Source organism: Bradyrhizobium sp. USDA 4369 (assembly GCF_054056435.1).
In genome coordinates this window covers 6,574,589-6,587,534 of record NZ_JBSRYH010000001.1, presented here as the reverse complement: position 1 = coordinate 6,587,534, position 12,946 = coordinate 6,574,589, and the positions used below count along the sequence as shown (strand labels likewise).

The window sequence follows — 12,946 nt, the reverse complement described above, 5'->3', positions numbered from 1 at the left end:
TTCGAAAATGTCGAATCGCAAGCAGCCCGAGCAAGACTCGTTCCGGCGCGCTCGGAGGCCCGAAAGGTGCTGATGTCATGGCACCCTTCTTGCTGCCCTCCTCTGCAAGTCTCGCCGGCGCCCCTGCGATGTCAGAAAGCTGACACGACAGCGGACAGGCCGGCGAGCGACAGCCACGGAGTGCGAGATGACCGACATGTCGGAGCTGAGAACGCGCAAGGAGCCGCTCAATCTCGCGATCGTGCATGTCGATCCCGATGCCTTCATCGCCCACCTGACGCGTTGGCTCGAGATCACCGCCTTCATCAAGGCGCAGCGCGCCGGCGAGGCCACGGTGCCGGCAGATGGCAGGACGCCTGCTTTGTCCGCCGCACAGCTGAAGACTGGCGGCGTGCACGAGGTCGGCAATGACGCGCTGTTCGCCTTTGCTATGACGGCGGCATTGAAGGGCGACAAGGCCGCGCTCGACCAGGTCGAGACCGCGCTGCTCGCTCAGATGGGCAACGACTTCCCCGGCTCGTTCGCGCTGTGGCACTTCCGCGCCAACATCGATGCACCGACCACCTTGGATGACTTCGTCGGACAGGCCGGCAAGAAGATGCTGGCCGGTGACCTGCCGCCGCCCCCGCTCCGCGCCAAGGAGTATTGGAACGCGGGCCTGCGCTTCTTCGAGAAGGCGCGCAAATCCAACTTCATCCATGAGGTCATGTACCCCCTGGCGAAATGGACGCGGGCGCGCTGGACCGAGACCGCGGACAAGGGCGTCGCCTTCCTGCATCACATCGAGGACAACGTCCCGGTCCTGCGCGAGGTGCTGGAGGAGCCGCGCAACGACCAGGCGTTCATCGCGAATGTGCTGCTGAGACTGTCGCCCGCCGTCGATATGGAGCTGAACGAGGAATATCAGGGTTTTCTGCGTTCGCTGGCGCGGCGCAACTGAGCGTTTGGGCGATGGCCTTGGCGATGAGATCCGCCGATCTATCCCGGCTTCAGCAAAAAGGCCGGCGGGCGTTACGCCGCCGGCCTCTTGTCGCGACTGTCGGCTCCGGCCGTCCGATTCCGTCGCACTCCTGGGGGAGCATGCGAACAGGGTCGCGCGACCTGGTTAATGATGCGTTAACATCGGTGATGTGAATGAGAACGATCTCATGCCAAGCACCGCCACAGAGCTACAGCCGGAGCACACCGTCACACGGCGGCGGAGCGGCTTGGCCTCAGCTCAGCACCAAGGCCCGCTTCTTCTCGCGCCGAAGCTTGAGCTCCTGGCAGCCGGACAGCCGGACAAGCTCTTGCGGATACATGTCATAGCCGTGGCTGCCGAACGCGTTCTGCCGCGACATCGGCATCTGCGCCGGTTTGTCGGCCGCATCCGCGGCGCCTCTGGCCAACGAGCTCCGGACCGGCTCGAGCCCAGTATTCAAAGCGGTCATAGCCAACTCCGAGAAAGAGTGCCTTGCCCCATGGGCAACTATAATGGTCTGCCTGCCCGGCGCAATTGAGACAAAGCGCCGGTGAGACAGGATGTCACTTGGCGGCCGCGAGGCGGGCCTGCTCGGCCTCCTGCTCCCAGCGCAAAATGGTCCGTTCGAGGTTGTGGAATTTCTCCGCCACGTCGCCGTCGAACAGCGGATCCTTTTCGTCGGACATGCGGGCGTCGATGTCGGCCCAGTCTTCGGCGCGCAGCGCATGCAGGGCCGCCGGAAATAGCAGCGTCTCCTCCTTGCGCAGGTGTTCGCGCTGGCTGTCGATGAACTGGTGGACCGCGGCGTGGAAATTCTCGCGCAGGATCTCCTGATCTGCCAACACCGCGTTTACCGCGTCGGCAAAGCCGCGCAACCGTTGCGCCTCGCTCTCATGCTCGCCGTCGACGTCGCCATAGGTCGCGGCCGCCGCCGGATCGCGCTCGCGCAGCCTGCTGAAGATCATCTCCTCCTTGGGATGGTGACAGCGCTGCGGATAGTCCTCGAAATAGGCGATGATGCTTTGCAATATGTCGTAATCCGGCCGCCGGTTGTGATCGAACAGATCGAGCTCGTGCTCGAGCACCGCGAGCAGCTTCTCGATATTGCCGTGCTCTTCCAGCAGCGCTTCGATGATCTTGGCCATGGGCTGCCTCGCCTGTTTGCCGGCCGGGCCCGGCCGAACCGGCTTGTTCCCTGATCGCAAAAGATTACGCCCGCGCGAGCGCGGGCGGCATTGCGGCAGATCAAACTGACAGGGCTGCGTGACAGTCCGCCAGGACAGGCCTATTCGGCGGCCAGCGCCTGCGGCGCGCGGGCAAGACCGAGGCGGTCCCAGACGTCGACCAGCGCCTCGGCGAGCGCGTCGATCAGGCCGTCATCATGGTAGGGCGACGGGGTGATCCGCAGCCGCTCCAGCCCACGCGGCACGGTGGGATAGTTGATCGGCTGAATGTAGATGCCGTGCTCGGAGAGCAGCAGGTCGGACGCCGTCTTGCACTTCTCGGGATCGCCGACATGCACCGGCACGATATGGGTGTCGGACGGCATCACCGGCAGGCCTGCGGCATTCAGCACGGCCTTGAGCCGGGCAGCCCGATCCTGGTGCCGGTCGCGCTCCCATTGCGACGTCTTGAGGTGACGGATCGCCGCGGTCGCGGCGGCGCAGACCGGCGGCGGCAGCGCCGTGGTGAAGATGAAGCCCGGAGCATAGGACCGGACAGCGTCGATCAGGTTGGCATTAGCGGCAATGTAGCCGCCGAGGCAGCCGAACGCCTTGGCCAGCGTGCCTTCGAGAATGTCGATACGGGCCATCGCACCGTCGCGCTCGGCAATGCCGCCGCCGCGCGGGCCATACATGCCGACGGCATGGACCTCGTCGACATAGGTCAAGGCGCCATAGCGCTCGGCGAGATCGCAGATCCGATGCAGCGGCGCGACATCGCCATCCATCGAATACAGGCTTTCGCAGACGATCAGCTTGGGACGGTCCGGATCAGCTGCCCGCAGCAGCTCTTCGAGATGTGCGATATCGTTATGCCGCCAGACCTGCTTCTCGGTGCCGGCCTTACGCACGCCCTCGATCATGGAATTGTGGTTCAGCGCGTCCGACAGCAGCAGGCAGTTCGGCAGCAGCTTGGCGATGGTCGAGATGCCGGTCTCGTTGGAGACATAACCCGACGTGAACACCAGCGCCGCCTGCTTGCCATGGAGATCGGCGAGCTCGCGCTCCAGCTCGATCAACGGATGGTTGGTGCCGGCAATGTTGCGGGTGCCGCCGGCGCCGGTGCCCATGCGCGCGGCCACATCGACCATGGCGCCGATCACCTTGGGATGCTGGCCCATGCCGAGATAGTCGTTGGAGCACCAGATCACGACGTCCTTGGGGCCGTCGGGCGCGTGCCAGATCGCGCGGGGAAAGCGTCCGGCGAGACGCTCGAGATCAGCGAACACACGATAGCGGCGCTCCTGGTGCAACTGGTCGAGAGCGCGGTCGAAATAGCTGTCGTAGTTCATCACCTGATCGTCCTTCCCCTGCCCGCGGCGCAAAGACCGGAGTTTCCGCAAGCGCTTAAAGGTGTATTGCGAGGGCGGACCAAAGCCCAGTTCGGCCGGTCGTTCGTTGATCCAGATCAGGGATCTCGCACAATGCCGGGCATTGGCCGCCCCCTGCGATCGCCGCCGCGCCGCTTCGGCGACGCCGGCGAAACCCGCCGCCTTCAGGCCCTTCGCGGATTGAGGGCGTCGGGAATGTCGAGACGGAGCGGCGCACCGGTGTCGAGAAAAGCGGACAGCGCCGCTTCATGGGGGGCCGGTTCGAGGCCGCGCGCCGCCAGCCATTGCGGATCGTAATAGGTCTGGCGATAGCGCTCGCCGGAGTCGCAGATCAACGTCACGACCGATCCGATCACGCCGGCCTCGCGCATCTCGGAGGCAAGCCGGCACAACGCCAGGAAGTTGGTCCCGGTCGAGCCGCCGACCGGCCGGCGCAGCCGCCTCGTCAGCACGCTCATCGCCGCGATCGAGGCCGCGTCCGGCACCTTGATCATGCGGTCGACCACCCCCGGCACGAAGGACGGCTCGCAACGCGGCCGGCCGACGCCCTCGATCAGGGACGGCCTCTCGCAGGTCTGCCGGCCATCGCCCGAGCAGAAGGCGTCGAAAAAGGCGGAATGCTCGACGTCGGCGACGCAGAGCCGCGTGGGATAACGGCGATAGCGCAAGTAACGGCCCATCGTCGCCGACGTGCCGCCGGTGCCGGCGCCCATGACGATCCATTCCGGCAGCGGACAGCGCTCGCCCTGCAGCTGGTTGAAGATCGATTCGGCGATGTTGTTGTTGCCGCGCCAATCGGTGGCGCGCTCGGCGAAGGTGAACTGATCCATGTAATGACCGCCGAGCCGCGCCGCGAGTGCAGCCGCCTCGGCATAGAGCGCCCGGCCGTCATCGATCAGATGGCAATTGCCGCCATAATGGGTGATCGCCGCGATCTTCTCAGGCGAGGTGGTGCGCGGCATCACCGCATAGAACGGCACGCCGATCATCTGCGCGAAATAGGCCTCCGACACCGCGGTCGAGCCCGAGGATGCCTCGACCACCGGTGTGCCTTCGCGAATATGGCCATTGCAGAGCGCGTAGAGAAACAGCGAGCGGGCGAGCCGATGCTTCAGGCTGCCGGTTGGATGCGTCGATTCGTCCTTCAGGTAAATGTCGATGCCGGACAGCGCCGGCACGATGAGACGGATCAGATGCGTATCGGCTGTCCGGCACTGATCAGCCTCGATCGCGGCAACGGCATCGTCGACCCAGACGCGACGGTAGTGAGGCTGCGGGACTTGCGAAGCACGGGAGGCAGGCGGCGAGATCATCCTGGCAACCGACCACGATCCCAGCATCACATCAAGACCGTCGCGCCTGCCCGCCCCCTGCGAACAGCACACCGGATTGCGCGCGATATTTGAACTTGCGCAACAGCGCGCCTAAAAATTGCACGTTTTCGGAGCGAAATAAGGCGGGCATTGCCGATCCGTGCGACCGGCGCGATGTCTGCATGACGGGCGCCGCTGGAGCCGCTAAATGTGAGCGTAAGCTGCGAGGGGCACGATGAAAATTCTTCCTGTTATCATGATTGCATGTGCGATCGGGCCGTCTGCCTTTGCCGAAGGCCTCGAATGCCGGCGCGTCGCCGATCCGGTGCCGCGGCTGAGCTGTGTCGAGAAGCCGACCACGGCGGAAATTCCCCCGAGCAACCGTTCCGATGTGAGCGCAGGCGACAGCCAGCGCGATCCACCTTCGCGGCGGGATGGGGACAGTCCCGCCCCGCGCACCACGCGCATCTGCCGCAATTGTTGAACCCTTCGCCGCACGGCCGCGTCAAAACCATGAACTCAGCCTGACGCGGGGCACGGCGACCTGACAGCTGGCCATTTCGATCTGGCGGCTCCGCTGCCGCAGAGCCTTGCCCGCCACGCGCAGCTCACATCACCATCAAGCTGCGTGCGGGAACCACGATTTGCCCCCGTTGCGGCATTGGATGTTCGGACAACACGGCCTATTTGCCATTTCAGATGAACCTGATTGAAGCCATTCCGACCGTCATTGGCACGGCTGCGATTGCCCCCGCGCTCCTGATCCTGTGGCTCGTGGTGGCCGCGGGTGACAATGCCGGACCGCCGCTCAAGATATGGACCGCTTTCCTGCTGGGGGCGGCCAGCGTGCTGCTGCTCGGCATCGTCAGGGCGCCGTTTCGCGACGTCGGACTGCAGTTGGATAACCCGTGGATGGCGCAGCTGGTGCGCGCCATCTTCGGCGTGGCCATTCCCGAGGAGATTGCCAAGATCGCCGTGATCGCGGCGATGTCGTCGCGGCGACGGCAGTTCGGCAATGCCATGGATACGGTGTTCTATGGCGCGGCGGTCGGCCTCGGCTTCGCTGCTTACGAAAACCTTGCCTATCTCGTCCAGCACGCCGAGATGTGGCGGTCCCTGGCCGTGCTGCGCAGCATCCTCACGGTGCCGTTCCACGGCGCACTCGGCATCATCGCCGGTGCTTATCTGGCGATCGCCCGTACCGGGACGGCGCTGGGCGCCCATCGCCACAACCGCGACTGGGCGCGCTGGTCGAGCTGGGTCCTGGTGCTGGCAGCGCCGGTGGCGCTGCATGCCGCGTTCGACTACCCGCTGCTGATGCTGCAACGAGGCTCGGGTCTCGACCCGACGGCGCGGCTGTGGCTCGGCGGGCGTCAGCGTGCTGATCGGCTTTTCGTCGATCGCTCTGGCCGTGCGGCTGGTGCGGCGGGTGGCCCGTCATCACACGCCGCGCACCGACGTCGCGCGCGCCCGGCTGAGCCAGCTGCGACGGATGTGGGCGCTGCTTCTGCTCGGCGGCGCCGCCGGTTTCATCGGGCTCGGCTTTGTCCTGACCTCGGTGCGGCACTGGCTGCTCAACCCCGACCGCAATGTCGCGGGTGTGCTCGTCCCGCTCGGGCTCACCGCCATTCTGCTCGGAACCGCGCTTTTGATTGTCACAACGACAATCTACATTTTCGGCCGCAACCGGATCCGCACGACGGCCTGAACCGGCACATCAGCCCTGCGTTGCAACGAAATGCGCCTCGCGCGCTTGTCTGGGTTGCGGTTCCGCACCATGTCGGTGGCCGGAGCGTGCGGCATCCAGCGCGCCCTGACCGGAGTTGAGACCATGACCCTGCCCCAGGATACGATTCCCCCGGATCTCGAACGCATGCGCTCGGAGATGGGGGCCGCGGTTCGCGCGCATTGGAAGGCCTTCCTCATCGAGGGCATTCTGCTCGCCGTTCTCGGCCTCCTGGCGATGATCCTGACGCCGCTCGCAAGCCTCGCGGTCACCATCTTTCTGGGCTGGATGTTTCTGATCTCCGGCATCGCCGGCCTTGCGCTCACCTTCTGGGCGCGCGGCATGCCCGGCTTCTGGTGGTCGTTGTTGTCGGCCGCGCTGGCCATCATCGCGGGCTTTATTCTGGTGGCGCAGCCGGTCCAGGGCACGGTGACGCTCACGATCGTGATCGGCGTCTATTTCCTGGCCGAGGGCGTCGCGACCATCATGTACGCGCTGGAGCATCGGCGCGAATTGTCGGGACGATGGTCTTGGCTGGCCATCTCCGGCATCGTCGACATCGCCATCGCCGGCATCATCATTTCCGGCCTGCCCGGCACCGCGCTGTGGGCCATCGGCCTCCTGGTCGGCATCAACCTGTTGTTCGGCGGCCTGTCGATGATCGGCATGGCACTCGCGGCACGCAACGGCTGAGACGCAACGGCCGAGAACCTGCGGCTGAGACTCGGCAGTTGCGATTTTCGGGATGACAAGCCGCCGGCAGGACGCTATAGGACTGGCATGATCAACCTCGCCACCAGCTATTATTGGTACTTTAGCTACGACAGCTCGCTGGCGGCGGGAGGATCGCGCTCAATCTGACACATTGCAGCAAGATATCCGAACAAGCCGCCAGACCTGGCGGCTTTTTTATTGCCGGCAGGTGCGCATCAAGACACGCAGGAGCCCGCCGTGCTGAGCACCACAGACGATCTTCGTATCAAGGAAATCAAGGAATTGAGCCTGCCGGTGGAGGTGATGGGTGAGATCCCGCGCACCCTCACCGCCACCCGGGTCGTGATGGCCGCGCGCAACGCGATCCACGCCATTCTCACCGGCGCCGACGACCGCCTGCTGGTCATCGTCGGCCCCTGCTCCATTCACGATCCGAAGGCCGCGATCGACTATGCCGGCCGCCTCGCCGCCTTGCGCGAGCGGCTCGATGACCGGCTGGAGATCGTGATGCGGGTCTATTTCGAGAAGCCGCGCACCACGGTCGGCTGGAAGGGCCTGATCAACGACCCCGATCTCAACAATTCCTTCGACATCAACAAGGGCCTGCGGCTGGCGCGCAACGTGCTGTCCGCCGTCAACAATCTCGGCCTGCCCGCGGGGTGCGAATTCCTCGACATGACAACGCCGCAATACATTGCCGACCTCGTCGCCTGGGCTGCGATCGGCGCGCGCACGACCGAGAGCCAGATCCATCGCGAGCTGGCCTCCGGCCTGTCCTGCCCGGTCGGCTTCAAGAACGGCACCGACGGCAACATCCGCATCGCCGCCGACGCGGTGAAATCAGCCGCCCATCCGCATCATTTCATGGCGGTCACCAAAGGCGGCCGCTCCGGCATCGCGGCCACCACCGGCAACGAGGACTGCCACATCATCCTGCGCGGCGGCAGCGGCCCGAACTACGACGCGGCCCATGTCGAGCAGGCCGCGAGCGAGCTGGTCAAGGCCGGCCTGCCGGCGCGGCTGATGATCGACACCAGCCACGCCAATTCGAGCAAGAAGCCGGAGAACCAGCCGCTCGTCGCCGCCGATATCGCCGGCCAGCTCGCGGCCGGCGAGCAGCGCATCATGGGCGTGATGATCGAGAGCCATCTCGTCGCCGGTCGCCAGGACGTCAAGCCAGGCGTGCCGCTGACCTATGGCCAGAGCATCACCGATGGCTGTATCGGCTGGGACACGACGGTCTCGGTGCTGGAGCAACTCGCCGACGCCGTCACGGCGCGGCGGACGCGGCGCGCCGTGTCCGTGCGCGAGCGCGAGCGCTCAGCATAACGCAAACAGATGAATAAAGCGGCGCCATCCGGCGCCGCTTCCGGCGAGACTGCCGATGCGCGCGACGGCCGCCCGGTTCGCATTCATTCGACGCCTGACGTTCTCCTCTCGCCCTCACCGCAGCCGGAGTCCCCACGTGGTTGAGAGCCTCGACCTGATCCCGTCATCGCAACAGGAGATCGTACGCCACGCTCTCGCCGAAGCGTTTGGCGCTGGTCGCATGGCTACTCGCCTCAGGCGTCTGAAAGGCGGCGTGTCGGGAGCGCTGATTTATCGGGTCGATATCGGGGAGCAGTGCTACGTCCTGCGCGTCGAGCCGGAGCGAACGGCCGTTCATCACCGTCGGCGCGGCTTTGCCTGCATGACAATTGCAGCCGCGGCAGGTGTAGCGCCCGCGGTGCATTACGCCGACCCGGTGGGTGGCGTCGCCATCATGGACTTCGTCGATCCGCGACCGCTATCCGAGCATCCGGGGAACACAGCCGGACTGGTCCGAGAGCTCGGCGGTCTCGTCGGCCGGCTGCAGTCGACGCCGACCTTCGTGCCGCTGGACCAGCCGGGCGACATCGTTGCCACGGTGCTCGCCACCTTGGACAGATCGGGCCTGCTTGCCCGCGGGCTATTGGATGGCCACAGGGAGAGCCTCGCTCGCATCCGCGCTGCGATTCCCTGGACCCCATGCGGTCTGGTTTCGAGCCACAACGACCCCACCCCGCGCAACCTGATCTTCGATGGCAGGCGGCTGTGGCTGATCGACTGGGAGCTCGCAGCCTGCAACGATCCGCTGTTCGACTTGGCCATCGTGACCTTCGAATTGGCGGTGACCGAGGACCTTGTGAACGTTCTCTGCATCGGCGCCGGCAGGACGCCGAGCCGCAGCTTCTTGGCCCGTCTGGCCGTGACTCGTTTGCTCGCCAGGCTGTTCTACGGCAGCATTGCGCTGGAGGCGTTGGCCGCTGGCCCCGGCGCCGCGCCGGAGCAAACGATCGACGGTCTGACGCCCGCCGAATTCCACCGTGCCGTCCGCGAGGGACGCCTCGCCGTTGATGGGCCTGACATCGCCAGGGCATTCGGCATGATGTCGCTCGCCACCTTCATGCGAGGCGTGTCGGAGCCCGGCTTCGACAAAGTGCTCGCATGGGCTCGCGACGCCGAAGCGCAATGATCCGCCTGGCCTCGCCGCGGTCCACGATCGGGAAGCTTACCGCACTCAACAGCCGCGGCAGATGCTCTTGATCTTGCGATCGAGCTCGCGGTCTTCCTTGCTGACATTGCTCATCGACGAGTCCTCGACCTGATCGGCCTTGGGCAGATCGCTCGGGCGCGGCTGGCGGCGCTTCTTCGGGGCCTGCATCGAGGAATCGCTGCCCGCGCCGGTGCTCTGCGCCCATGCGGTCACATCGGTCACGAGGATCAGGAGCCCCATCGCGATCGCAAGTCTCTTCATGTTGCTCCTCCGTGTCAGCGGAATCGGCCGGACACTTCACTCGGCCACGGGCGGATAGAGATGCGCCTCGCCGCAATAGTCAATCACACGATAGCGGGTTTGCGTACCTGCGGCGTGATCCTGCTCAACAAAATCCTCCGCAGTGAGGTATTGCGGCCCCACCGGCGCCTTGCCGTAGCCGCCGGGAATGTCGAGCACGTAATCGGGCTGGCACAGACCGGACACCCGGCCACGCAACGCGCGAAGCAGCGACTGGCCATGCTCCAGGGTTGTGCGCAGATGCGCCGTCCCCGGCGCGAGATCGCCGTGGTGGAGATAATAGGGCTTGATGCGCGTCTCGACGAAGGCGCGCATCAGGGCCTCCAGGGTGGCGACATCATCATTGACCCCGCGCAGCAGCACGGACTGGCTCACCAGCGGAACGCCAGCGTCGATCAGCCGGGCGCAGGCGCTCCGCACCGCGGCATTCAATTCGCGCGGATGATTGGCATGCAGCGCCACCCAGGTCGCGGCGCCCTGCACCTTCAGCGCATCGACCAGCGCCGGCGTGATGCGCTGGGGATCGGCGACCGGCAGGCGCGTGTGGATGCGGATGATCCTGACGTGATCGATGGCGGCGAGATCGGCCATGATCTCCTTCAACCGCCGCGGCGACAGCATCAGCGGATCGCCGCCGGTCAGGATCACCTCCCAGATCTCGCCATGGGAACGGATGTAAGCGAGCGCCGCGCGATAAGCCTCATCGGACAGCGCATTGTCCTTGCCGGGCCCGACCATCTCACGCCGGAAGCAGAAACGACAATAGACGGCGCAGACATGCACGAGCTTGAGCAGCACGCGATCGGGATAACGGTGCACGATGCCCGGCACTGGCGCATGCGCATCGTCGCCGATCGGATCCCCGCGCTCGCCGGGATGCGCCTTCAACTCGTCCGCCGACGGCACGAACTGGCGGGCGATCGGATCGTCGGGATCGTCGGCGTCGATCAGGTCGGCGAGATGCGTCGTCACCGCGACGGCATAACGCTGCGCCACGCGCTCCAGCGTCGTCTGGTCGGACGGCGCGGCGAGGCCCTGCGCGACCAGATCGGCGGCGCTGCGCAATGTCGTGGGCCGTTCAATTCTGTTCATCGCTCACCTGCCGGTGGCGTCCACACCACCTGATCGATCCGGGCCGCGCCCGACGCCAGCATCACCAGCCGGTCGAAGCCGAGCGCAACGCCGCTGGCCTGCGGCATCTCGGCGACAGCGGCCAGAAAATCCTCATCCAGCGGGTAGCGCTCGCCATAGCGCCGCTGCTTCTCGTCCATGTCCTGCTCGAACCGCCGGCGCTGCTCGGCCGCATCGGTCAGCTCGCCAAAGCCGTTGGCAAGCTCGACGCCGCAGGCATAGACCTCGAAGCGCTCGGTAACATCAGGCTGCCCCGCCTTCACCCGCGCCAGCGCGGCTTCCGGGCTCGGATATTCATACAGCACCGTCAGGCGTCCCTGTCCGAGATGCGGCTCGACATGCTCGACCAGCACCTTGCTGAACAGGTCCGACCATGTGTCGTCGTCGCTGATGCGGATCTTGCCCGTCGCCGCCGTGGCCAGCGCCGCGCGGTCACCCGTGCGGTTACGGATCGTGGCCAGCAGATCGATGCCGGCAAAGCGCGCGAACGCGGCGGCGACCGTCAGCAGCTCGGGCTCGGCGAACGGATCGGCGGTCCGGCCGCGGAACGCAAACTGCCGGATTCCGGTCGCCTGGGCGGCGTGGGCGATCAGGACGACGGTATCGGCCATGATGGCGTCATAGGGCGCCTCGGCCCGGTACCATTCCAGCATCGTGAATTCCGGCAGATGCAGGTCGCCGCGCTCGCGGTCGCGGAACACCCGGGCGAATTCGAAGATGCAGCGCTCCCCGGCCGCCAGGAGCTTCTTGCAGGCGAATTCCGGTGAGGTTCTGAGGTACCTCTTCAAGCGGGTTCCGTCCGCCCCCGTGAGTTCGGTCGCCGGGGCGTGCAGATGGGTCTCGTTGCCCGGCGACACCTGCAGGATGCCGGTTTCGACCTCGGTGAACCCCTGCTCCGCGAACCAGGCCCGCAACGCGCGCATGATCGCGGCCCGCGCCTGCAGGAACGGCCTGACGTCGGCATGGCGCTGGGGCGACCACCATGGCGAGGGTTTCGGCTCCCCGGACATCAGCGGATCGCCCGCCAGGGCCGCAAAGGACTGGCAACGCCGGACAAAATCAGTATGTTGCGCCCCGAAACCGAACCCGGCGTCCGACCGCCGCCCGGCTCTGCCCGTTGCCGGGCCCCAAGATCAGGAAAAACAGCTTTGAAAGTCATCGCCAGCTCTATTCGCAAGGGTAACGTCATTGAGCAAGACGGCAAGCTCTACGTCGTCGTGACGGCCGAAAACATCCATCCCGGCAAGGGCACTCCGGTCAGCCAGATCGAAATGCGCCGAATCAGCGACGGTGTGAAGATCTCGGAGCGCTACAAGACCACCGACCAGGTCGAGAAGGTCACGATCGAGGAGCGCAACTACACCTATCTGTACGAGGATCCGGACGGCTTCCATTTCATGAACCCGGAGACCTACGACCAGGTGCTGGTGCCGAAGGACGTCGTCGGCTCGCAGGCGGCGTATCTGCAGGAGAACATGACCGTCAAGCTCTCGATGCACGACGTTGTCCCGGTCTCGATCGCACTGCCGCAGCGCGTCACGCTCGAGGTCGTCGACACCGAGCCGGTCACCAAGGGCCAGACCGCGTCGTCGTCCTATAAGCCGGCGGTGCTGTCGAATGGCGTGCGTACCGGCGTGCCGCCGCACATCACGGTCGGCACCCGCATCGTCGTCATGACCGAAGACGGCTCCTATTGCGAGCGCGCCAAGGACTGAGGCCCGCGGAGGGCATG

Annotated in this window: 12 protein-coding genes and 1 pseudogene; 6 read left to right on the top strand and 7 right to left on the bottom strand. The window is 65.7% G+C overall.

Annotation, left to right across the window (positions count from 1 at the left end; translation table 11 throughout):
* The first annotated feature begins 187 nt into the window (after nucleotides 1-187).
* Nucleotides 188-940, top strand: coding sequence for a hypothetical protein (locus ACVIJ6_RS29840; protein ID WP_456775637.1), 753 nt, complete (start codon nucleotides 188-190; stop codon nucleotides 938-940).
* Between the two features lie 274 nt (nucleotides 941-1,214).
* On the opposite strand, the gene ACVIJ6_RS29835 is transcribed toward ACVIJ6_RS29840, so the two are convergent.
* The 4 genes from ACVIJ6_RS29835 to ACVIJ6_RS29820 form a co-directional block, all read right to left on the bottom strand.
* Entirely contained in the window at nucleotides 1,215-1,430 is a 216-nt protein-coding gene (locus tag ACVIJ6_RS29835; RefSeq protein WP_456775636.1) for a hypothetical protein, read from the bottom strand.
* A 94-nt stretch (nucleotides 1,431-1,524) separates the two neighbouring features.
* Nucleotides 1,525-2,106, bottom strand: a complete 582-nt coding sequence (locus ACVIJ6_RS29830) for a hemerythrin domain-containing protein (RefSeq protein WP_456775635.1) — start codon at nucleotides 2,104-2,106, stop codon at nucleotides 1,525-1,527.
* 140 nt (nucleotides 2,107-2,246) lie between these two features.
* Entirely contained in the window at nucleotides 2,247-3,476 is a 1,230-nt protein-coding gene (gene hemA, locus ACVIJ6_RS29825; RefSeq protein WP_041751516.1) for a 5-aminolevulinate synthase, read from the bottom strand.
* A 203-nt stretch (nucleotides 3,477-3,679) separates the two neighbouring features.
* On the bottom strand, nucleotides 3,680-4,828 hold the full coding sequence (locus ACVIJ6_RS29820) for a PLP-dependent cysteine synthase family protein (RefSeq protein ID WP_456775634.1): 1,149 nt from the start codon (nucleotides 4,826-4,828) through the stop codon (nucleotides 3,680-3,682).
* 699 nt (nucleotides 4,829-5,527) lie between these two features.
* Here ACVIJ6_RS29820 and ACVIJ6_RS29815 point away from each other — a divergent pair.
* The 4 genes and pseudogenes from ACVIJ6_RS29815 to ACVIJ6_RS29800 all read left to right on the top strand — a co-directional run bounded on the left by ACVIJ6_RS29815 (nucleotide 5,528) and on the right by ACVIJ6_RS29800 (nucleotide 9,762).
* Nucleotides 5,528-6,536, top strand: a pseudogene (locus ACVIJ6_RS29815) (PrsW family intramembrane metalloprotease).
* Between the two features lie 123 nt (nucleotides 6,537-6,659).
* Nucleotides 6,660-7,247, top strand: coding sequence for an HdeD family acid-resistance protein (locus ACVIJ6_RS29810; RefSeq protein ID WP_456775633.1), 588 nt, complete (start codon nucleotides 6,660-6,662; stop codon nucleotides 7,245-7,247).
* Nucleotides 7,248-7,505: 258 nt separating this feature from the next.
* Complete coding sequence (locus ACVIJ6_RS29805; RefSeq protein WP_456775632.1) at nucleotides 7,506-8,597, top strand: 3-deoxy-7-phosphoheptulonate synthase; 1,092 nt, start codon at nucleotides 7,506-7,508, stop codon at nucleotides 8,595-8,597.
* 136 nt (nucleotides 8,598-8,733) lie between these two features.
* Nucleotides 8,734-9,762 (top strand): phosphotransferase, encoded by a 1,029-nt coding sequence (locus ACVIJ6_RS29800; RefSeq protein ID WP_456775631.1) that lies wholly within the window; start codon nucleotides 8,734-8,736, stop codon nucleotides 9,760-9,762.
* A 45-nt stretch (nucleotides 9,763-9,807) separates the two neighbouring features.
* On the opposite strand, the gene ACVIJ6_RS29795 is transcribed toward ACVIJ6_RS29800, so the two are convergent.
* Genes ACVIJ6_RS29795 through epmA form a run of 3 tightly spaced genes read right to left on the bottom strand, consistent with a single transcriptional unit; the run spans nucleotide 9,808 to nucleotide 12,224 of the window.
* Nucleotides 9,808-10,044, bottom strand: a complete 237-nt coding sequence (locus tag ACVIJ6_RS29795) for a hypothetical protein (RefSeq protein WP_456775630.1) — start codon at nucleotides 10,042-10,044, stop codon at nucleotides 9,808-9,810.
* A 36-nt stretch (nucleotides 10,045-10,080) separates the two neighbouring features.
* Nucleotides 10,081-11,175, bottom strand: coding sequence for a lysine-2,3-aminomutase-like protein (locus ACVIJ6_RS29790; RefSeq protein WP_456775629.1), 1,095 nt, complete (start codon nucleotides 11,173-11,175; stop codon nucleotides 10,081-10,083).
* Nucleotides 11,172-12,224, bottom strand: coding sequence for an EF-P lysine aminoacylase EpmA (gene epmA / locus ACVIJ6_RS29785; RefSeq protein ID WP_456775628.1), 1,053 nt, complete (start codon nucleotides 12,222-12,224; stop codon nucleotides 11,172-11,174). The genes ACVIJ6_RS29790 and epmA overlap by 4 nt, the downstream gene beginning before the upstream one ends.
* Nucleotides 12,225-12,362: 138 nt before the next feature.
* On the opposite strand from epmA, the gene efp reads away from it, so the two are divergent.
* Entirely contained in the window at nucleotides 12,363-12,929 is a 567-nt protein-coding gene (gene efp / locus ACVIJ6_RS29780; protein WP_012044083.1) for an elongation factor P, read from the top strand.
* Nucleotides 12,930-12,946 lie beyond the last annotated feature (17 nt).